Source organism: Clostridium sp. MCC353 (assembly GCF_018785315.1).
In the GTDB taxonomy this organism is placed as follows: Bacteria; Bacillota; Clostridia; order Lachnospirales; family Lachnospiraceae; genus CHH4-2.
The window spans coordinates 26,648-47,919 of the sequence record NZ_WQPN01000013.1 but is presented as its reverse complement, the minus strand read 5'-3'; the positions used below and the strand labels follow the sequence as shown (position 1 = coordinate 47,919).

The following is a 21,272-nucleotide window of genomic DNA, read 5'->3' as shown; positions in this document are numbered from 1 at the left end:
GAATGGCAGGTGTAGGACCATTAACAGGCTACAAAGTTTTAGACCTGACCCAGTTTGAATCAGGAACCGTATGTACGGAGACACTGGCCTGGCTGGGAGCGGAAGTTCTGAAAGTGGAACGTCCGGTAAGAGGTGAGCTGGGAAGGTATTCCGTAGCGGAACCGGATAAGGACTCGGTGGGGTTTGTGGTAATGAACATGAATAAACGTTCCATTACCTGTAACCTGAAATCCCCGGAAGGAATCGCGTTGATCAAGAAACTGTTAAAAGAAGTGGATGTGCTGGTAGAGAACATGGGACCTGGTTCCATTGACAAGCTGGGGCTCAGCTACGAAGACTGTAAGGCGATAAATGACAAGATCATCTATGCCCAGATCAAAGGTTTCGGCATGGACGGCCCATATGCGGAATATCCGGCGTTTAACCCCATAGCGACAGCCACAGGATGTATGGTGGCCGTTACCGGACAGCCGGGCGAAGAGCCGGTACAGTCAGGTATCAGCGTGGCGGATTCCGGTTCCGGATATATGTGCGCCCTTTCCATCATCGCAGCCCTTCTCCAGAGAGAAAAACAGGGCGTTGGCCAGAGGATTGAAGTGGCAATGCAGGAAGTTATGATCGGTTTCTCCCGCTCCAACTGGGAACCTTACTACCGTCAGGGCAAACCTCCGAAACGTGTAGGAAACGGTATGCCGTTAGAGGATGTGGCTCCGGCAGGAATGTATCCATGTAAGCCGTTTGGACCGAATGACTATGTGCATATCTATTGTTCCAGACATCCGGGCAGCAAACAGTTCGATAATCTCTGCAAGGTGATCGGCAGAGAAGATCTGCTGGAAGACGAGCGCATGGCTACGCCGACTTCCCGCTACCAGCACCGTGACATTTTAAATCCGATTATCTCAGAGTGGACCGGACAGCATACGAAACAGGAAGCTATGGATATCATGTGCAAAGCCGATATTCCATGCGGAGCGGTTCTGGACTGTGACGATATTACTAAAGATCCTTATTACAGAAGGCGCGGCGTGATGCTGGAAGTAGAACATCCGGAACGCGGTAATCTGATTATTCCGGGATTTGCGCCGAGAATGAGCGAAAATCATGTGGAATATAAAGTTTCACCTGCACTTGGCGAGGCAAATGAAGAAGTTTATAAAGACCTGTTAGGCGTATCGGCAGAAGAACTTGCTGAATTAAAGGCTAAAAAAGTGATCTAACGTTATGTACATATAAGTACTATAAAAGGGGGATATTTTATGGTAACAGCAGTAGGTTTTATAATGATGGCAATCGTGGTTTTCCTGTTGTTGAAGGGAAAGATCACACTGGCGCCGATTTTCGTAGTAATACCTGTTATTGCAGCTTTGATTTTAGGTTTTAGTTTAAATGACATCAATAAATTTATCGGCGATGGCTTATCGTCAGTGCTCAATACCGCCGCGCTGTTCGCATTTGCGGTTATGTATTTCAGCTTCCTGAACGACGTCGGTATGTTCGATGTAATCGTTAAAAAAGTTATGAAATACCTTGGAAACAAGGTTGAAATTGTACTGCTCATGACAGTAATCGTAGCATGTATTTCCCACCTGGACGGTTCCGGTGCGACTACCATGCTGATCACGATTCCTACCATGCTTCCGATCTGCAAAAAGATGAAGATCCGTCCGGTTGCCATGCTGTTAATGGCAGTTGCGGCATCCGGAGCCATGAACATGACACCTTGGTGTTCATCCGTACTTCGTCTGACCTCAGCTACCGGAGTTGATCCGCAGGAATTGTGGAGATTCATCCTTCCGCTGCAGGCATTCTGTATCGTTATGTCCTTCATTCTTCCGTTCCTGGTTGGTAAAGTAGAGCGTAAGAACGGCGCAGGCATGACGGACGCAGAGTTCCTGGAACTGAAGAAGACCATTGATGAGCCGGCTAAATTAACGGTCAGCAAAGGTGTTATCGCATTTGATATGATTCTCACATTAGTAATCCTCGGTTTAATGCTGGCAGGCGTATTGAAATCCAATCTGGGCTTCATGCTGGCGTTTGCAATCGCGCTTGTAGTAAACTATCCGAATGTAAAAGAGCAGACTGCCAAGATCAAACAGTATGGCGGAACCGCTCTTAACATGGTAGTTATCATTTTCGCAATTGGTGTTTTAGTAGGTATTATGAAAGGAACCGGTATGATCGACGGCATGGCTAACGCATGTCTGGCACTGCTGCCTGACAGCATGGGTTCCCATCTGACCTTTATTATTTCACTGCTGTCCGTTCCGTTATCCATGTTCTTAGGAAGCGATACCGTATACCTGGTATTAGCTCCTGTACTTGCAACTGTAATCACAACCGTAGGCGGTTCTCTGATGGCTCTCTGCGCATCCCTGTTAGTGGGCGCATGTCTGTCCGCAGGTATCTGTCTGATCGGACCGTCTCCATATCTGGCTCTGGGTCTTGCCGGTGTTGAGATGGGAGAAGCTTTGAAATATTGTTTCAAATGGATTTTCGGCATGAGTGTTCTGGCAACCATTTTTGCAGGCATTCTGGGAATTGTTCCATTCTAAAGTTTCATTTTGAATAGAAATGACCGGCGGATGTACAGAGTACCCCAACGGAATGATGATGTGAAAACATGATGCATGCTGACGCTGGCCCGCCGGAAGAACTGAATAAAAAAGATAGATTCACTTGGGACGAAGGCAGAATGGATACCTTCGTCCTTTGTGGATTACGAAAGAAAACTAAAAAATGACTGGGAGGATAGTGTGAAAAATAATCCTGATGGCTTATTTTTCATACCCAAATTTGTGCCGGAGCCACAAATTTGAATCGCAGCTGAGAATCTGAAATTCTCAGCGCGCGCCTTCGCAACGCAAAATTTGCGTTAGCAATATTTGCGCATAAACTGCTCCGGCATGGAGGTATTTATATGGAATCATATCCATTTGACAGGGAAAAGGAACTGACAGCGAGGGGAACGTATCTCTACGGTTTGAGAAATGAACCGGTAACCAGATATACAACCCCCATTACGCCCAAGGAGAACATGATCCGGATTCTCAGCCGGAAGCGCCCCCTTTGGCTGGAAAGCGATATCAACACCATTCATCCCAAGATCGTAAAAGACAACATCGCCAGAGCGCTGGTAAATGAGGTGGAGCCGTTTGACAGCAGCGAAGCCGGGGGAGAGGACTGGTTTGGCGTCCATTGGATTTATGACAGCCAGACCCGGGGCTCCATGGTGAAGCCCGGAGCTCCGAAAATCCCGGACATCACCGAGTGGGAAAAATGGCTGGAATTCCCCGACTTAGACAGCCTGAACTGGGAAGCGGAAGGGGCGAAAAATGAGTGTCTCCAGGACCCGGAACGGCTGACGGGAACCACGATTTTCACCGGTTTATTTGAACGCCTCATCTCTTTCTGCGATTTTGAAAATGCGGCAATAGCCCTGATTGACCCTGACCAGCAGGAGAGCGTGCACCGGCTGTTTGACCGGCTGGCCCTGTTTTATGACCAGTTAATCGATAAACTGCATACCTATTTCCATGTGGAACACATCACCTTCCACGATGACTGGGGCGCTCAGAGAAGCGCGTTTTATTCCAGGGAACTCTGTGAAGAAATGCTTCTCCCATACATGAAACGGATCGTGGATTCCTGCCATAAAAGAGGGATCTGGTTTAATTTCCATAGCTGCGGCAAGATAGAAACCCTGGTTCCGGTCATGATTGAAGCGGGCATGGACAGCTGGGGCGGCCAGGCGATCAATGACAAATGGGCACTGTATGAAAAATACGGCGATCAGATGATATTCACCATCGATCCCAGGCTGCCTGCGTCCATGTCAAAAGAAGAGGTGGAAGCCTGGGTGGATGACTGTTTAGCCCGGCTTGATCCCGATAAAAATATGCTGTTCGCCGCGAACCGGCACCCTGCGCTGAGGGAAATTTTATATTGTAAATCCAGGGAGTTTTATTGGAAACACAGGAAGGAGGAAGTATGAAAAAGGATTTTGTGATGCTGGCCGGAGGCGACACCATATTAGGAGCCAACCCGGAATATTATTTTAAAAGCATTGACCCTGTGCTGAAAAGCGGGGATCTGGTGCTGACCCAGTTAGAGGTGCCTTACAGTGACGACGCTCCGGAACTTGAGGATTTGGACCGGGAAAGGAAGAATCTGGAACCGCTGTTATCCAGATTTGACCTGGTTACCATGGCTGGAAACCACATTTACGACGCAGGGGAAAAAGGCGTGAAGGACACCCTGGAATGGCTGGATGAGAAGGGGATGCCTCATGTGGGCGGAGGCATGAACTTAGAAGAGGCCATGAAGCCTTTAATCATGGAAAAAGACGGAATCCGTTTCGGATTCTTAAACTATAACTGCGTGGGCGGAGCACCCCAGTTTGCGGGAAAAGACAAAGCGGGCAGCGCACCTCTTGAGATCATCACCCATTATGATCTGGAGCAGGTGGCGAATCCGGGCGGACCGCCTGAAAAAATCTATACATTTCCAAAATGGAGCGCCCTGGAAACCATGGCGAAGCAGATCAAAGAGTTAAAAGAGCAGTGCGACATCGTGGCGGTGTATTTCCATAAAGGACTGGTACATAAGGCGGTAAAGCTGGCTGATTATGAGAGGGTCGTATCCTATGCGGCCATTGAATGCGGAGCTGATGTGGTATTCGGCGGCCATTCCCACATCATGCATGGGATCGAAGTTTATAAAGGGAAGACCATTTATCACGGCCTCTGCAACCTGATCGCCTGGGTGCCGTCTCTCGGACCTCACTGGAAGAGAAAGAGCGGAAAAGCCACTTCCGTTTTCGATCCTGAAGCCTGGGCCAGAACCAGAATGGAACGGTTTGGATTTGTTCCGCTGATGGATTATCCCACCTACCCGTTCCACCCGGAAGCCGTCTATTCGATGATCGCCAAATGCGTGATCCGGGACAAAAAAATTGTGGAAACCAGATGGATTCCCATGATTGTGAATAAAGAAGGGGTTCCGGAAGTGGTTGGCCGGGAAAACGGCGGCCAGGAAGTTTTAGACTACATGGTGAAGATCACAGAAGGCGCAGGGCTGAACGGGACATTTGAATGGGCCGGGGACGAGGTAGTGATTTCCGGATCATGACCGTGTGCTGATATATGGGAAGAAAGGATGGGAGAATGGATAAGAGGATCAGTATTTATGCCGTCGGCGACCTGATATTGGATGAGCCGGGGCCGATGGAACCCTATTTTGACTTATGCAGGGAAGAACTGGAAAAAGCGGATGTGATGATCGGGCATGTGGAAGTGCCCCACACAAAACGGTATCTCCCTTCCTGCATTGATATTCAGGCTCCGCCGTCGAAACCGGAACATTTGGATGTGCTGGCCCAACTGGGCTTCGATATCGCGACCGTAGGAGGAAACCATCTGTACGACTGCGGTCCCTATGGTGTGGTGGATACGGTGGAAAAATTAAATCAGATCGGCATTCAGACCGCCGGCGGCGGCGCCACCATATATGAGGCCAGAAAACCTGCTGTTGTGGAGAGGGGCGGAATCCGCATCGGGGTGTTAAGCTTCAACGCAACAGGGCCGAAACTGGGCTGGGCCACTTCCATTAAGCCCGGAACCTCCTATATCGACGTGGAAACTTCCTATCAGCCGGTGATGGATATGCCCCATTCTCCCTGCCGCATTTATTCCTACATGACCCAGGACGGGGAGCGGATTTTAAGGGAAGAGGTGGCTAAATATAAAAAGGAGTGCGATATCCTGATCGCCGCATTTCATAAAGGGCAGGCCGGAAAGGGGCCGAATCCGGGATGGCTCTGCTCCTATGAGGTGCCCATGGCCCATGCGGCGGTGGACGCCGGGGCGGATATCGTGATCGGCCACCACCACATGCTGAAGGGGATTGAATTCTATAAAGGAAAGCCGATTTTCCATGGACTGGGGAATTTTGTGACGGTAACCTATGCGATGACGCCGGGATATAACGAGACCGATGAAATGAAGGCCTATATGGAACGGCGGGTAAAAGAGGGACGCGGACAGGCGCAGTATGATCCGCCTTACTATCCCTGGGGGCCTGAGACCAGGCTGACTATGATTGCAGGGTTTGAGGCTGGGAAAGACGGAGAAGTGGAAGCCGGGTTTATCCCCTGCCGGATCAATAATAAAGGCGGAGTGCAGGTCTGCAGCCGGGACGACGGAGGCCAGGAGATTTTCGAGTTCGTCGAAAATTTGACGAAGGATATGGGGTTTGAGACAGGTTTTTGTTGGGATGAAGATGGGAAGAAAGTTGTAGTAAAGCCGTGATATAGCAGGAAAAGGGAATACAATTTAGAAAAGCCTTTTAGAAAATACCTTGACGTTTGCTGGTTACTGTTCGCAGCCGCCGCTGGCGGAGCCGTCCTGTGGACCGTGCCGTTTTGCGGGGCTCCGTCTTCCGACCTTTGAACTCATAGTTTCGGCCAGGACAACTCTAAGACCGGAAGGGGATGGAAATAAGGGGACCGATGACATTCATCGAGAAGCCCTGAAGGCCTTCTCGATTCAGGTCCTCTGAAAATCTGACTTTGAGGGTCAGATTTTCCCCCTTATTTCCATCCCCTTCCAGTCTAAGAGTTGTCGATGGCCTGCAAAAATCGTTCAAATATCGGAAGACGGAGCCCCGCAAAACGGCACGGCTCACAGGACGGCTCCGCCAGCGGCGGCTGCGAACAGTAACTTTTTAATGTATAAAAATGATAAAAAATTCTCAATTAAACTTGACTAATTTAGTACAGTATTATAAAATAAAGAAAAAGGAAGGTGCTCCCATGCTATTTACCAGAGAATGCGATTACGCTGTCCGCATCGTCCGCGCATTATCCCATGGCGGCATAGTCAGCGTACAGGAGATCAGCGCAAAAGAAGACATCACAGTTTCCATCGCCTATAAAATAACAAGAAAACTGGAAAAGTCCGGCCTGCTCAAAAGCCACCGGGGCAGCAGCGGGGGGTATTCCCTGACCCGGCCGGTCACACAACTGACGCTGTACGATGTATTCACCGTCATCGACCCGGATCTTTTAATCACAGAATGCATGGGATCGTCGTATTCCTGTTCCAGAAATACGGGAACCCACCCATGTCGGGTACATGGGGAATTCAGCCGGCTGCAGAACCTGCTGGTCAGGGAACTGAAAGCGAAAACCTTATCAGACCTCATATCAAACGAATAAAGAGTACGTATTTTATGCGTACTTTCATTTAAAAACAAATCTGTACTAAAATAGTACAGTATAAAACAAGGAGGTATTTTTATTATGAATCAATGTTATGGATGCAATACCTGTAAGAGCGCGGACCAGCCTCTGGAGAACTTCATCCGTTCTCTTCCCATGGAAACCTCACATCACCGAGTGCATACCCAGGAAACCAAATGCAATTTCGGCCTGCAGGGCGTCTGCTGCCGCCTGTGCTCCAACGGCCCATGCCGGATCACACCCGAAGCGCCAAGGGGAATCTGCGGTGCGGATGCGGACACCATCGTAGCCCGGAACTTCCTGCGGGCAGTGGCGGCAGGATCAGGCTGCTACATTCACATTGTGGAAAATACCGCTTTGAACCTGAAGCACACAGCGGAAATAAAAGGAGAATTAAAGGGAATCCATGCCTTAGACCGCCTGTGCCGGATATTCGGGATAGAAGAGGAAGATACATATAAAAAGGCGGAAATGGTGGCGGACGCGGTTTTAGCCGATCTCTACAAACCGGAATATGTGAAAATGGATCTGGTCGAAAAAACTGCTTACGCTCCCCGTGTGAAACGGTGGAAAGAGCTGGGAATCATGCCCGGCGGCGCTAAATCAGAAGTGTTCAAAGGTGTTGTAAAATGTTCCACTAACCTGAATTCCGACCCGGTGGATATGCTGGTGGACTGTCTCCGCCTTGGAATTTCGACGGGAATTTACGGCCTCACCTTAACCAACCTGTTAAATGACGTGCTTCTGGGTGAGCCGGAACTCCGTCTGGCCCCTGTAGGTTTGAGGGTGATTGACCCGGATTACATCAACATTATGATCACAGGCCACCAGCACACCATATTTGTGGATCTTCAGGAACGGCTGACCAAACCGGATGCCGTGAAAAAAGCCAATGAAGCGGGAGCAAAAGGATTTAAACTGGTTGGCTGCACCTGCGTGGGCCAGGATTTACAGCTCCGCGGCAGCCATTATGCGGATATATTTGACGGCCATGCTGGCAATAACTATACCAGCGAAGCCATTTTGGCCACCGGAGGAATTGACGCTGTATTGTCTGAATTTAACTGCACCCTGCCTGGAATCGAACCTATCTGCGACCGTCTCATGATCAAGCAGATCTGCCTGGACAGCGTGGCGAAAAAGGCAAATGCAGAGATGATGGAGTTTGATTTCGCGAAACGGGAAGAACAGAGCGGCATAATCATCGACAAAATAGTGGCGGCCTACAAGGAGCGCCGCGGACAGGTGCCTTTAAATCTGATGCCGGAACATGGAAATTCCAACACTTTGACAGGCGTCAGCGAAGGTTCTTTGAAGGAGTTTTTGGGCGGAAGCTGGAAACCGCTGATAGACCTGATCGTAGCGGGAGAGATCAAAGGAATTGCCGGAGTGGTGGGCTGTTCTAACTTAACCGCAGGCGGCCACGACGTGCTGACGGTAGAGCTGACAAAAGAGCTGATTTCCAGAGATATCATTGTGCTGACAGCCGGATGTTCGTCAGGCGGAATTGAAAACTGCGGACTGATGACCCCGGAAGCGGCTGCCCTTGCCGGACCGAAACTGAGAGCTGTATGCGAAAAGCTGGGAATCCCCCCGGTATTGAATTTCGGTCCCTGTCTGGCCATCGGAAGGCTGGAGATCGTCGCGACGGAAATCGCTGAGGAACTGGGCGTTGACCTGCCTCAGCTGCCTTTAGTACTGTCCGCCGCCCAGTGGCTGGAAGAGCAGGCATTGGCGGACGGCGCTTTCGGCCTGGCTTTAGGACTGCCCCTTCACCTGGGCCTGCCTCCATTTGTGACGGGAAGCAAGGTTGCCGTGCAGGTGCTGACTGAAGATATGAAACAGCTGACCGGCGGCCAGATCATCATTAATTCCGATGCCAAAGACAGCGCGGATATCCTGGAACAGATCATTCTGGAAAAACGCTCTGCTTTACAGATATAGGAGGCGCGGCTTATGAAGAGAATCATGATTGATTATACCAAATGCGACGGCTGCAAAAACTGCACCACCGCATGTATGCAGGCCCACCGCCTGGAGCCCGGCACCATTTACGACCTGGATCTGACCGATATCAGAAATGAATCCAGAAACCATATCGTAGGGACTAAAGACGGCGCCTATAAACCGATTTTCTGCCGTCACTGCGACCAGCCGGAATGCGTCATGTCCTGTATGAGCGGCGCTCTGGCAAAAGACCCGGAAAGCGGCCATGTGTATTATGACGAAAAGAAATGCGGCTCCTGTTTTATGTGCGTGATGAACTGCCCGTATGGAGTTTTAAAACCGGATACGGCGACCCGCACCAAAGTGATCAAATGTGATTTCTGCAAAGATCACGGCGGGGAACCCAGCTGTGTGAAATCATGCCCGAAAAAGGCCATTTATGTAGAGGAGGTATAGCAATGATTTATGTGATACTGGGCGCCGGTGCGGCCGGCATAACCGCCGCCGAAACGATCCGGCAGAATGACAAGGATTCGGCAATTGTTATGATCTCCACAGACGAATACGTACATTCCAGGTGTATGCTTCATAAATACATAAGCGGAGAGCGGGACGAAAAAGCCCTGGATTTTGCGCCGGAAGACTTTTTCGAAACCCGGAATATCTACTGGATCAAGGGGAAAAAGGCGGAACAGATCGATACGGAAAACCGGAATGTGATCCTGGAAGACCAGACGAAAATCCATTATGATAAGCTCCTAATCGCCACCGGAGCCGACAGCTTCATCCCTCCGGTGGGAGATTTCAGAACTGCCGGAAATGTATTCGGGCTGAGGAATTTATCCGATGCCCAGGCCATCAAAGCCATGGGAGAACAGGCGGAAAATATATTAGTGATCGGCGCAGGCCTGGTGGGACTGGATGCGGCATACGGATTTCTTGAAAAGAAACGCAGGGTTACGGTTGTGGAGATGGCGGACCGCATTCTGCCCCTTCAGTTGGACGCATGTGCAGGAAAGGAATACCAGAGATTATTTGAACAGGCAGGATGCAGGTTCCTGCTGGGCAGAAAAGCGGTCAGAACCGTATCGGATGAAAATGGAAAGATCAATACGGTGGTGCTGGATGATGACACAGAGGTCCCCTGCGATCTCATAATCGTGGCGGCCGGTGTCCGCCCGGCGATTGCCTGTATCAAGGGCAGCAGGATTGCCGGTGAGCGGTCCATCGAAGTCAATGAGTACATGCAGACCAGCGTTCCCGATATCTATGCGGCAGGCGATGTAACCGGCCTGGCCGGAATCTGGCCCAATGCGATGAAACAGGGAGCGGCAGCCGGAAGCAGCATGTGCGGGATAAAACAGCAGTATATAGACCGTTACTGCATGAAGAACACCATTAATTTCTTCGGGCTGACCACATTGTCACTGGGCAGAGGAGCCGCAGAAGAAGGGGACGAAGTGCTGGTCCGGGAAGACAGCAAGTCCTATAAAAAAGCCATCATCCGGGACGGGAAGCTGGACAGCATACTGCTTCAGGGAGATATCAGCTACTCCGGAATCTACCAGTACTTGATAAAAAATCAGATTGAGCTGGGAGATAAGAAAGAGAGAATCTTTGAACTGTCCTTTGCGGATTATTTTGGGACACTGCCGGATGGGCAGTATGATTATGTGGTGTAATAGAAGTAGGCTATAAAGGCAGAAATTAGATAAAAAGCGGCCGGGGCTTCTGCTCCGCCTAATAAGGGTATTTACCAATTTTAAGATTTGCCACAGGATAGTCCGGTATCCTGTGGCTTTTCTGTTCCATCATTTCACTGCGGATTGTCAACTCCTGTTTTTCTTCCTCGTAACCGTCCGTCAGCGCTTTTCAGTTTATTCATTTTCAATTTTTGCCTGCCAATTCTCTGAGGATGCCCTGTCATTATTACTTATGCGTCTGGCGGCCGCGGTTTTTGACGCCGCCAGACGCCTCCAGCCTCTCCGCCAAATCCATATCCGAACACCGGCTGTAATACCGGTGAACCTTATAGGAGAAGATCATTCTCTGCTGAATCTCCCCATTTTCCAAATCCGCCCGGATCAGTTCATGCACCTTCGCCAGACGGCTGGCCGCAGTGTTGCGGTGCATGTATGCGCTTTTGGCGGTCTGGACCATATTGCAGTTGTTCAGGCAGTAATGGTAGACGAATTCCAGCAGATTGGAATTGTGTTCCTTATCATACTTTACCAGTTTCACCGCATCGGGATGCATGAGCAGCACGATGTCATCATGTCCAAACAGACTGTTAAAACTGGTGATGGACAGATCGATCATAAAATATTCCGCAAAATCCTCAAAATAATAGACCCGCTCTCTGGAATCCGGATAGAGCTTCCGCCCCAGGGCCAGAATCCGTTTGGTCATGATGTAGTGGGTTCTTAAAAGGGTCCTGCGGCTGGTGGCGTTGCTGATGGACGCAAAGGCGTTATATCTTTGAAGCAGCTTGGTAAATGCGGCGGTATCGAACACCGGCCTGGGCTGGAACGCCCGGTTGGGCCTGGACAGCAAAAGGACGATGGAGCCGTCGTAAATGGCGGTATTGCTGTCGGGAAACAGCTCTTCCAGTTCCGTGAGGACGGGCAGGGAGATGTCCGCCAGCGATTCCGAACCGGCCGGTTCGATGAGAATAAAGCTGCAGAAGATTCCTGAACCGCAGGAAATCATGGAAAAACGGTGGTTGATCTCATATTCGTCTGTAATTTTGCCCTCCACAATCTCCTGCAGTAAAATCTTAAACTGTTCCCCGGCCCAGTAAGGAAGGCTGTCGGAAGAATTCATCAGCCGGTGGATCGCCTGTCTGGTTAATTCCATCACCGTATAGCCGTCGAACTTGCGGGCTTCTTCCGGGGCGGCGAATATCATATTGGAAATGGGAGTCCCCTGTTTCATCACCTTGTAAACCCAGCAGAAATAACCGGGGCTCAAATCCTTTAAGAGTATGCGGGACTGGGAAACCGGATCGATCAGGAGTTTGGCTGTTTCCGTAGACATCATGCCGTTTACCGCCATGGATTCAAGGGCGGGATCAGAAAGAGCCGGTTTGATCTTTGAAAAGACGACCCGGTTTGCCGTATTCAGCAGAAAAATGGAAAAACCTGTGATTTCCGCCGCATAATCCACGATGTCCTGGATGGAATGCCCCGGCTCCGACAATTGGCTGAAACGGTTCGACCAGTTCCTGTAACGGTGAACCAGTTCATCCGCCAGATCGTGGAGAAGAAAAGGGTCTTTATCGGAGTAAATCAAATTGGACCGGCAGGAAGACGCCAGATCCTTCAGCCCGTCTTCATATCCGGAACACAAAAATGTGACGCCGGAAGGTTTTCCCGGTCCCGAATCCGAGAGGATACCGGCCACCTCCCGTGCCGTGCCGATATAGATGATATCTTCCCGGAACGTTTGGCCATTGCGGACAAAACGGATTGTATCGATAATAGGAAGTTGTTGGAAGGAGATGTGGCAGCGGCCCGGTTCAGCGCCTGCGCATTCCATCCAGTATGATATATGTGACAAAGTTTTGCACCTCTTTTCTTCTGTGTGATCGTTTACATCAATGTAAAAATGGACCGGCTTAAACCGGTATTCTAACAATTAGTATACCAATATTTCCTTCCCTTGTCACCTTCCTCAGACCTGAATCGAGAAGCTCTGAAGGCCTTCTCGATTCAGGTCTTCTGAAAATCTGACTTTGTAGATCAGATTTTCCCCCTATTTCAATCCCCTTCCAGTCTAAGAGTTGTGAATGGCCTGCAAAAATCATTCAAACAGCGGAAGGCGGAGCCCCGTAAAACGGCATGGCCGACAGGCCAGGTCCGCCAGCGGGGGCGGTGAACAATAATATCGTCCAGACTGAAAGTGCACAAATGCTGAGAGAAAATTGGATGATTGAGCATATTTGCACAAAGAAATATGGGATAAGGCCGAAAAGTTGAATAATATTATCTGAAATTATACAATGAAATTGCAAAAAAATGAACGATAAACCAAATAATATAATTTCAGAAAGGACAGGAAACATATGACGGACCGAATCAAACGCATGTATTCCCAGATCAACAACGGCAAACTGCAAATCTGCATCGAAAAACCCCTTCTCTATAAGGAATCCATTGAAAAACATGAGGGACTTCCCATGATCCTCCAGCGGGCCTATGCCACGGCTGATTACCTGGACAAGAGAACGATCTACGTGGACGACGACGAACTGATCGTCGGAAATGTGGCCGCAAAACCCAACGGAATGGAAGGAATGGTATGGGGGCCGGCCTGGCCGGATGAGGATTTCGATGAATTTTTAAAGGACGGAATCGTGGAAATCAGCGATGAGGACAGGAAAAAATGGAGAGAATGTGACGAATTCTGGAACGATAAAGGTCGTACCATGAACGAATGGCAGGGCCGTTTCTACGACGGTGACCGGATGTGGGGATTTATCCGTTCTGGCGTTCTCTGCCCGCCGTGGCAGGACAGGAAAAAAGGAAGAGGACAGGGCGGAGCCGGGTTCGGCTGGGGCCTTGGAATCGGCTATTCCCTGTTTATCCCGGACTATGAAAAAATCATCAATGAGGGAATTTCAAAGACGCTGAATGAGGCAAAAGAGGCATTGGAGGCTGTGCGGTATAACGATAAAGAATCTTTTATACAGGCCGATTACTACAGGGCTGTCATCATCGCTCTCGAAGCCATGGTAAGGATGTATCACCGTTACGGAGAGGCCTGTGAAAAGAAGGCGGAGGAAACCTCTTCTGAGGAGAGAAAAAAAGAACTGCTCCGCATGGCGGATACCTGCCACTGGATTGCTGAGAATCCGTCCAGAAACTTCCGGGATGCCATTCAGAATTTCTGGTTCTACTGGATGATGGTCGCCCACGGAACCACCCCGCTTGGACGGTTTGACCAGTTCATGTATCCCTATTATAAAAAGGAGCTGGAAGAAGGGACCATTGACCACGACCAGGCTCTGGAACTGATCGAATGCCTGAGAATTAAAATCATGCAGTTCAACTTCGTCTCCGGCGGCAAGGCCCAGCGTTCCAAATGGGCGGGAATGGCCAGATGGCACAATGCGGTGATCGGCGGCTGCGATCCCAAGACGGGAAAAGATGCGACCAATGACATTTCCTATATGGTTTTGGAGGCGGCCCAGGAGATTCAGACGCCCCAGTTTACCATCACTATCCGGGTAGGAAAAGATACCCCGGACGAACTGATGAAAAAGGGCATGGAACTGGTCAGAACCGGAATCGGTATGCCTGCATTTATATCGGAAGATAACTATATTTCCACCGTCATGATGGAGCCGGGAATGGATATTGAGACAGCCCGTTCCTTCGCCCTGTCAGGATGCCTGGACTTAAATATTCCCGGAAAATCCAGAATCGGCGCTATTGGCATGTTCATCGTGCCGAAGGTGCTGGATATCACCATGCATAACGGCGTTCTCACAACGACCGGCGAGCAGTTGGGCCCGAAAACCGGCGAAATGAAGGACTTTAAAACCTATGAAGAATTCCTGGAGGCATTTAAAATCCAACTGGCTTATTTCCAGTCCATGTACAACGAAGAACACAACATCCTCAATTCCCTGACAAGGGAAACCCAGTGCGATGTGGTTCATTCCGCGTTCGCTTACGAAGGAATTTCCTCCGGCCGGGATATCAATGACAGAAAGATGAAATACGAAAACTCAGCCGTACTCAACCCGGTTGGAATGATCAACGCAGCCAATTCCCTGGCGGCAGTCAAGAAACTGGTGTTTGAAGAGAAGAAGTTCACCATGGAAGAACTCTATAACGCCATTGAAGCCAACTGGGAAGGATATGAAGAGATACATAAAATGTGTGCGGAAGCGCCGAAATACGGCAATGGCATCGAATATGTGGATCAGATCGCCGGAGAACTGTATCATTTCTGGGCTGAAAGCGCTCTCAAATTGACTACGATTTACGGAGTTCCGCCAAAAGTGACGGGAATTTCTATTACCGCCCATGCGCCAGGCGGAGCTTATACCTGTGCCACACCGGACGGAAGATCAGCCGGTGAAACGCTGGCCGACGGAACCATGTCACCGGCCCAGGGCACGGATGTGAACGGCCCTACTGCGGTGTTCAGAAGCGCGATGAAGATCAACCAGTCCGAATTCCAGGCGACCCTGCTGAACATGAAAATGCTTCCATCTTCTCTGGAAACGGAACCGGACATCATGAAATTGTCAAACCTGGTGAAAACCTATCTGTTAAACGGCGGAAAACAGGTTCAGTTCAATGTGGTTTCCAACGAAACCCTGAAAAAAGCCCAGATCACGCCAAAAGAGTATAAAGACCTGGTGGTACGGGTTGCCGGATACAGCACTTATTTCACGATTTTAACTCCGGCGGTTCAGAATGAGATCATCAAGAGATCGGAACAAAAGCTTTAAAAACAGATTGGATCATGCAGAATCTGTTAAAGGAAGGAGAAGGTCAAGGAATGAAGGAAGAACCCCTGCGGATTACCGCCCCAGTGTTCAACATCCAGGGCTACTGCATCCACGACGGTCCGGGCATACGGACCACGGTATTTGTGAAAGGATGCCCCTTAAACTGCCTGTGGTGCCAGAACCCGGAATCCAATTCTCCCCGCCCGCAATTGATGTACTATAAGAATAAATGTACCGGCTGCGGCAGATGCCTTGGCGTCTGTCCGCAAAAGGCAGTGCAGATGGAGCTTTCGGAGGGTAAGGCATGGGCCAAAACAGACCGCAGCCTTTGTATATCCTGCGGATTATGTACGGATGTGTGTCCCTCTGAAGCCCGGGAAACAGCCGGAAAAGACATGTCGGTGGAAGAGGTGTTAAAACGGGTGGCGGAAGATAAGATCTTTTACGACAGTTCCGGCGGCGGGATGACCATCAGCGGCGGCGAGGCCCTGATGCACCCGGATTTTGCCGAAAGCCTGTTGAGAGAGTGCCAAAAACAGGGCATCCACACGGCGATCGAAACCTGCAGTTTCGCTTCAAGGGAAACCATAGACCGGGTGTTCGCCCATGTGGATCTGGGCCTTTTGGACATCAAACATATGGATTCCGCCCGTCATAAGGAGCTGACCGGAGTGCCCAATGAAGAAATCCTCGAAAATATCCGCCATATCTGCCGGGACCTGAAAGTGCCCGCCATTATAAGGGTGCCTGTGATTCCGGGCTGCAACGATTCCCGGGAAAATATCGAGGCGACGGCCCGGTTCACGGCTGAAGAACTGGGGCCGGAAGTGCCCGTCCATCTGCTTCCCTATCACAATCTGGGAGAAGCAAAAAATGAAAGTCTGGGCAGGACTTCCATTCTGAATATGAAAGCTCCGTCCAAAGAGAGGATGGAAGAGCTGCGGCAGCTTGCAGCTTCTCATGTCCGCAATGTTCAGGTGGGCGGAAGCGTCTGAGCAAAAGGGCGGCCCCTGCTGGGTTCTCCAGCGGGGCCGTTAACAATTGGCAAAAACAATCGGCCATAAACTATAAAGAAAAATTAATAGGGAAAAACCATTACAAGCGTATGGTCATGTGCATATAGTCCTCGTAATAACGCATTATGAGGCAGGACATGATCATACGCTGCTGCGTATATCCGTCCTCCAATGGTATTTCCGCAATTTCGTTGATTTTATTCAGCTTATTGAGCACCGTATTTCTGTGCATATACATGATTTGGGCAGTCCGGTTTAAACTGCATCCGCAGAGCAGATAGAAGAAGAGCACATCCCTTAAATTGGTCTTATGGGAGGCGTCATAGCGGCAGATCTTGATGATGGAAGGGTGAATCAGGTAGATCAGGTCATCATGATGATGGTCTTCCATATACTGCTTGGCGCAGAGGTCTACAATGTAGTACATGCTGTAATCCTCATAAGAAAAAATACGCTCGGGAAGGGATTCCCTGCGCAGCGCCCGCCCCAAACGGATGGTGGCCGAAGCGATCATATACATGGTGCGGATTCTGACCCGGTGGCGGGACGCGTTGCTGACTCCCGCATAGGCGTGGTAGCGCTTTAGAAGCTCATCCAGCTTTTCGTAGTCAAAATCCATGGACGCCTGGGGACGCCCTTCCTGGGTATGAAGGATGACGATATCATTTTGGTAGACCGCCATATTGGTATGTACAAAAATTTCCTCCAACTGCTGCATGATGTAGCTGAAAGGCGGATCGGGAAGCTGTACGGGGTCAAAGGTGATCAGCACCACGCAGCAGAAGGCTTCCAAAGGATTTGGCAGAAAACGGATTCTGTTTTGGATTTCCACCGGTTCCGCCAGTTTCTCCTCCACGATATCCTTGATAAATGCGGCGCAAAGGGCATTTTGCTCCAGGACGGCCTCCTGGTCGTTTAACAGGAAATTGGTGATGGTATTCGACAATTCAATTAAAAGATTCTTCAGATCGATGCCTTTTGACTGCGGATTTTCGGCCAAAAATACGGTTGCAAGCACGCAGGAATGGTGTTTGATTTCATAAAGATGGTATTGGAATCCTCCCTGTGTGATCAGTTTATAGCGGTCAGACTGTTCCTTGATATGACGCGGGTTTGAAAGAAGCAAAGAGCTTTCATAGGAAAGCCAGTTGTTTTTATCCAGTTCCCGGCTCAAGGGTTCTTCGAAATAGAGGAATTGGCTTCCGGCAATCACCTTATAACCGGAATTGAGGACAAAAATCTGGGAACGTATCATTTCAGACGCCATGTTCACGATCTGGGGCAGTTTCTGCCCGGTACAAAGCGCTTTCATCAGTGAAGAAGTCCAGTGGCGGTAATTCTGTAAAACCAGGTTGATCCTGTTATAAATATCAATGAGATCCAGGGTGGAAATGATCACATTATGCTGTCCGCAGGATGAAAGGGCGGTATTATTCACATCCTCCGCCGATAAAAACATGGTCACCGGGGCTGTAAAAGGGCAGGTTTTGAGGAGCCGGAGCCCATCGGAATAACTGCCCACATACAGATAACTGCCAAGCAGCTTTTTCTGATTTTTTAAAAGTATAATGCCCTCCACATCTTTTAAGTTCTGAAATCCGATCTGTTTTTCCAAGATTGTCTTATCCAAGGCCTGAATAATATAGTTGATGTCCAGCATATAAAACCCCTCTCTGTTTCTGCCGGCGCAGACCGCCGCGCTCCCTTTAATGTGGCCGAATCGCCCGTACCCTGTCCATATAGTTTACAAAATAAAAGAAAATTAAGCAAGATAAAATGGAATCCGTGCACAAGGTTAAAAAAATGAAATGTGCATTACGCATAGATTCGTACGAATAAAAGTGAAAATATTGTTGATGTTTACCTGAAATGATATGATCAATAAAAAATTAACAAGCAAACATGAGAGCATCTCTGTCAAAATTCAGACAGGGATATGTAGAATGGAGGAATTTTATGAATGAACGGGTAACACGGATGAAAGAGAGCCTGAAAATCAGCAAATATCCACTGTGTGTGGAGCTGTTCCGTCTGGCCAATGAATCTTTGGAGCAGACCGGCGGGGAACCCATGCTGATCAGAAGATCCAAACTGCACGCGCATATTCTGGATAACATTACCATTTTCATCGAAGACGACGACCTGCTCTGCGGTTCCGGCGCCAGCAAACCTTTTGGACTGGAAATGCAGTATGAATACGGCGTATGGACCAAAGATGAGGTGGAATCCCTCAAAAGTGAAATCTATACCATAAGCCCGGAAGATGAAGAAGAGCTGTACCGCTTAAATGAACGCTTCTCAGGGAACAGCTTAAACAGCAATCTGGTGGAGACCATGGGAAAGAGCCTGGGACAGAATGACCGGCTCTGGCCGTTTATGAAATCCGGCTGCATTCTGCCTCCATGGAAAGATAAATCCGGCGGATCAGGCGGCGGGTTTGCCATGTCCGGATACGGCCTTGGCCCTGGATTTTCATTGGTGGCCGTTGATTTTGCCAGAGTGCTGAAAGACGGTGCAAAGGGAATTATTGAAGAAGCGAAGCAGTGTCTGGAAGACCTTCGCTATGATTCTGCCGATTCCCTGGAAAAACGTTATTTCTGGGAAGGTGTGATCATTGTATTTGAAGCCTGGGTGCGTTTTGCCAACAGGTATGCGGATCTGGCTGAGAAGATGGCCGGAGAAGAAGAGAACGAAAAGAGAAAAGCGGAACTGCTTGAAATGGCACGGATCTGCCGTAAAGTCCCCTATGAACCGGCGGAGACATTCCGGGAAGCCATGCAGTCCTTCTGGTTTAGTTTCCTGATGGTATGTCCATCCCCAACGTCTACGGGCGGACGGTTCGACCAGTTTATGTATCCTTATTTCAAAAAGGATATGGACGAAGGCAGAATCAACAGAGATGAAGTGCTGGAAATCCTGGAAATCATGCGCTGTAAGGTGATGAAGATCAACCGCGTTTCCGGAAAGGCCAACCGGGCGAAAAATGCCGGAATGGCAAAATGGTACAACTGGACCATCGGAGGCGTGAAAGCGGACGGCACCGACGCTACCAATGAACTGAGCTACCTTCTTTTGGATGCGGCCCTGGATACCCATCTGCCCCACCACACTCTGACGGTCCGCGTCCATGAAAACAGCCCTATGGAGTTTCTGGTGAAGGCATTGGAAGTGGTTAAGAGCGGTTTGGGCCTGCCCGCGTTTATCGGCGACAACAGTTACATAAAATTCTTTACCAATGGCGGCCTTCCTTTGGAGACAGCCCGGGACTACTGTGCGACCGGCTGCGTGGACGGCAATGTACAGGCAGTCACCCGTACCCAGGTTGCGGTATTCTTCATCATTCCCCAGGCCATGGATATCTGTCTGCATGACGGATACTGCCGCTTTACGAAAGAGACCGTCGGCATGAAGACCGGCGATGTGACCAAAATGGAGACATTTGAGGAATTTAAAGAAGCGGTCTTCAAACAGGTTGCATATCTGATGGAAATGGCCAACGAGAGAATCAATGTGGAATTAATAGCAGAGCGCGAGCTGTTCCCGGATGTTTTCCGTTCCGCACTGATGAAAGACGGGGTAAAAGCCGGAAAAGATATGTTTAACCGGACCTTTGATTTTGAAAATGGAGCGGTGCTGGGAGCCGTGGGCGGCGTGAACACCGGAAATGCCCTGGCAGCCATCAAAAAACTCATCTATGAAGAGAAAAAATATACCATGGCCCAGCTTTTAGCCGCTTTGGACGCAGACTGGGTGGGATATGAAGAGATGCAGAAAGACTTTAAGGATGCGCCTAAATACGGCAACAACGATGATTATGTGGATTCCCTTGTGGCAGAAGTATATGATAATCACGCGAAAGCCTGCCTGAACCTGCCCTGCGCCTATGGCGGAAGCCTGCAGCCCAACGCCATTTCCATTTCAGCCCATCAGCCGGGCGGAGCCGTAACAGGGGCTACCGCAGACGGACGGAAAGGCGGGGAAATCCTTGCGGACGCCTCCCTGTCACCGGATCACGGCCAGGATATCCACGGACCTCTGGCAGTATTCCAGAGCGCTATGAAGGTAAATCAGGATCTCTATCAGGGTACTCTGATGAATATGAAATTCCATCCAAGCGCCATGAAGAGCGAAGAAGACCTGGAAAAACTGGCAGGGGTGATTAAGACCTATCTGACCCACGGCGGTAAGCACGTCCAGTTCAATATTGTGGATAAGGAAGAGATGGAAGATGCGAAAGTCAACCCGGATGAGCATTCTGAGCTGGTGGTGAGAGTTGCCGGATACAGCGCTTACTTCACAAGGCTTCCGGAATCCATTCAGGATGAAGTGATCAACCGTATGGGACATAACTGGTAAGAACCCTATTTGTGATGGAGCCACAAATGGGAATCGCGGCTGAGGATCTGAAATTCTCACCGCGTGCCTACGCAGCATAAAATTTATGCAGCGTGGAATTTATGCTGCGAAAAATTCACATAGCGCAAAATTTACACAGCGCAAAATTTACACAGCGCAAAATTTACACAGCGCAAAATTTATGCAGCGAAAAATTTACGCAGCGAAAAATTTACGCAGAGCAGAATTTGCGCTAGATACGCTCAGG

14 protein-coding genes are annotated in these 21,272 nt (G+C 49.5%); 12 read left to right on the top strand and 2 right to left on the bottom strand.

What is annotated here, in order from left to right; genetic code table 11:
- Window positions 1-2: 2 nt before the first annotated feature.
- The 9 genes from GPL15_RS03150 to GPL15_RS03110 all read left to right on the top strand — a co-directional run bounded on the left by GPL15_RS03150 (window position 3) and on the right by GPL15_RS03110 (window position 10,872).
- Window positions 3-1,220, top strand: a complete 1,218-nt coding sequence (locus GPL15_RS03150) for a CaiB/BaiF CoA-transferase family protein (protein WP_215695932.1) — start codon at window positions 3-5, stop codon at window positions 1,218-1,220.
- A 12-nt stretch (window positions 1,221-1,232) separates the two neighbouring features.
- Window positions 1,233-2,558, top strand: coding sequence for an SLC13 family permease (locus GPL15_RS03145; protein ID WP_346344888.1), 1,326 nt, complete (start codon window positions 1,233-1,235; stop codon window positions 2,556-2,558).
- A 365-nt stretch (window positions 2,559-2,923) separates the two neighbouring features.
- On the top strand, window positions 2,924-3,997 hold the full coding sequence (locus GPL15_RS03140; protein WP_215695928.1) for a uroporphyrinogen decarboxylase family protein: 1,074 nt from the start codon (window positions 2,924-2,926) through the stop codon (window positions 3,995-3,997).
- Window positions 3,994-5,133 carry a CapA family protein gene (locus GPL15_RS03135; RefSeq protein ID WP_215695926.1) on the top strand — a complete coding sequence of 380 codons (1,140 nt, stop codon included), beginning with the start codon at window positions 3,994-3,996 and terminating at the stop codon, window positions 5,131-5,133. Before GPL15_RS03140 ends, GPL15_RS03135 begins: the two co-directional genes overlap by 4 nt.
- 35 nt (window positions 5,134-5,168) lie before the next feature.
- On the top strand, window positions 5,169-6,311 hold the full coding sequence (locus GPL15_RS03130) for a CapA family protein (protein ID WP_215695924.1): 1,143 nt from the start codon (window positions 5,169-5,171) through the stop codon (window positions 6,309-6,311).
- Window positions 6,312-6,814: 503 nt separating this feature from the next.
- On the top strand, window positions 6,815-7,219 hold the full coding sequence (locus GPL15_RS03125) for an Rrf2 family transcriptional regulator (RefSeq protein WP_215695923.1): 405 nt from the start codon (window positions 6,815-6,817) through the stop codon (window positions 7,217-7,219).
- 84 nt (window positions 7,220-7,303) lie between these two features.
- Window positions 7,304-9,187 (top strand): anaerobic carbon-monoxide dehydrogenase catalytic subunit, encoded by a 1,884-nt coding sequence (gene cooS, locus GPL15_RS03120; RefSeq protein WP_215695921.1) that lies wholly within the window; start codon window positions 7,304-7,306, stop codon window positions 9,185-9,187.
- 12 nt (window positions 9,188-9,199) lie between these two features.
- Window positions 9,200-9,646, top strand: a complete 447-nt coding sequence (locus tag GPL15_RS03115) for a 4Fe-4S dicluster domain-containing protein (RefSeq protein ID WP_215695919.1) — start codon at window positions 9,200-9,202, stop codon at window positions 9,644-9,646.
- A gap of 2 nt (window positions 9,647-9,648) precedes the next feature.
- Complete coding sequence (locus tag GPL15_RS03110) at window positions 9,649-10,872, top strand: FAD-dependent oxidoreductase (protein ID WP_215695917.1); 1,224 nt, start codon at window positions 9,649-9,651, stop codon at window positions 10,870-10,872.
- A 247-nt stretch (window positions 10,873-11,119) separates the two neighbouring features.
- Here GPL15_RS03110 and GPL15_RS03105 read toward each other — a convergent pair whose 3' ends face one another.
- A complete protein-coding gene (locus GPL15_RS03105) occupies window positions 11,120-12,748 on the bottom strand; it encodes a helix-turn-helix domain-containing protein (RefSeq protein ID WP_215695916.1) in 1,629 nt (542 codons plus the stop codon).
- 505 nt (window positions 12,749-13,253) lie between these two features.
- Between GPL15_RS03105 and GPL15_RS03100 the strand changes: the two genes are divergently transcribed.
- Both GPL15_RS03100 and GPL15_RS03095 read left to right on the top strand, forming a co-directional pair.
- Entirely contained in the window at window positions 13,254-15,653 is a 2,400-nt protein-coding gene (locus GPL15_RS03100) for a pyruvate formate lyase family protein (RefSeq protein WP_215695915.1), read from the top strand.
- A 50-nt stretch (window positions 15,654-15,703) separates the two neighbouring features.
- Window positions 15,704-16,648 carry a glycyl-radical enzyme activating protein gene (locus GPL15_RS03095; protein WP_215695913.1) on the top strand — a complete coding sequence of 315 codons (945 nt, stop codon included), beginning with the start codon at window positions 15,704-15,706 and terminating at the stop codon, window positions 16,646-16,648.
- Between the two features lie 100 nt (window positions 16,649-16,748).
- Here the strand turns inward: GPL15_RS03095 and GPL15_RS03090 are convergent, their stop codons facing one another.
- Entirely contained in the window at window positions 16,749-18,329 is a 1,581-nt protein-coding gene (locus GPL15_RS03090; RefSeq protein ID WP_215695911.1) for a helix-turn-helix domain-containing protein, read from the bottom strand.
- A gap of 296 nt (window positions 18,330-18,625) precedes the next feature.
- Between GPL15_RS03090 and GPL15_RS03085 the strand changes: the two genes are divergently transcribed.
- The gene (locus tag GPL15_RS03085) at window positions 18,626-21,025 is read left to right on the top strand and encodes a pyruvate formate lyase family protein (protein WP_215695909.1); all 2,400 of its coding nucleotides are present in this window, start codon (window positions 18,626-18,628) and stop codon (window positions 21,023-21,025) included.
- Window positions 21,026-21,272: the final 247 nt, after the last annotated feature.

Bases quoted from the DNA above. Each gene is read 5' to 3' on its own strand.
- GPL15_RS03150 (WP_215695932.1), top strand. From the start codon at position 3: ATGGCAGGTGTAGGACCATTAACAGGCTACAAAGTTTTAGACCTGACC.
- GPL15_RS03140 (WP_215695928.1), top strand. From the start codon at position 2,924: ATGGAATCATATCCATTTGACAGGGAAAAGGAACTGACAGCGAGGGGA.
- GPL15_RS03135 (WP_215695926.1), top strand. From the start codon at position 3,994: ATGAAAAAGGATTTTGTGATGCTGGCCGGAGGCGACACCATATTAGGA.
- GPL15_RS03130 (WP_215695924.1), top strand. From the start codon at position 5,169: ATGGATAAGAGGATCAGTATTTATGCCGTCGGCGACCTGATATTGGAT.
- GPL15_RS03125 (WP_215695923.1), top strand. From the start codon at position 6,815: ATGCTATTTACCAGAGAATGCGATTACGCTGTCCGCATCGTCCGCGCA.
- cooS (WP_215695921.1), top strand. From the start codon at position 7,304: ATGAATCAATGTTATGGATGCAATACCTGTAAGAGCGCGGACCAGCCT.
- GPL15_RS03115 (WP_215695919.1), top strand. From the start codon at position 9,200: ATGAAGAGAATCATGATTGATTATACCAAATGCGACGGCTGCAAAAAC.
- GPL15_RS03110 (WP_215695917.1), top strand. From the start codon at position 9,649: ATGATTTATGTGATACTGGGCGCCGGTGCGGCCGGCATAACCGCCGCC.
- GPL15_RS03100 (WP_215695915.1), top strand. From the start codon at position 13,254: ATGACGGACCGAATCAAACGCATGTATTCCCAGATCAACAACGGCAAA.
- GPL15_RS03095 (WP_215695913.1), top strand. From the start codon at position 15,704: ATGAAGGAAGAACCCCTGCGGATTACCGCCCCAGTGTTCAACATCCAG.
- GPL15_RS03090 (WP_215695911.1), bottom strand. From the start codon at position 18,329: ATGCTGGACATCAACTATATTATTCAGGCCTTGGATAAGACAATCTTG.
- GPL15_RS03085 (WP_215695909.1), top strand. From the start codon at position 18,626: ATGAATGAACGGGTAACACGGATGAAAGAGAGCCTGAAAATCAGCAAA.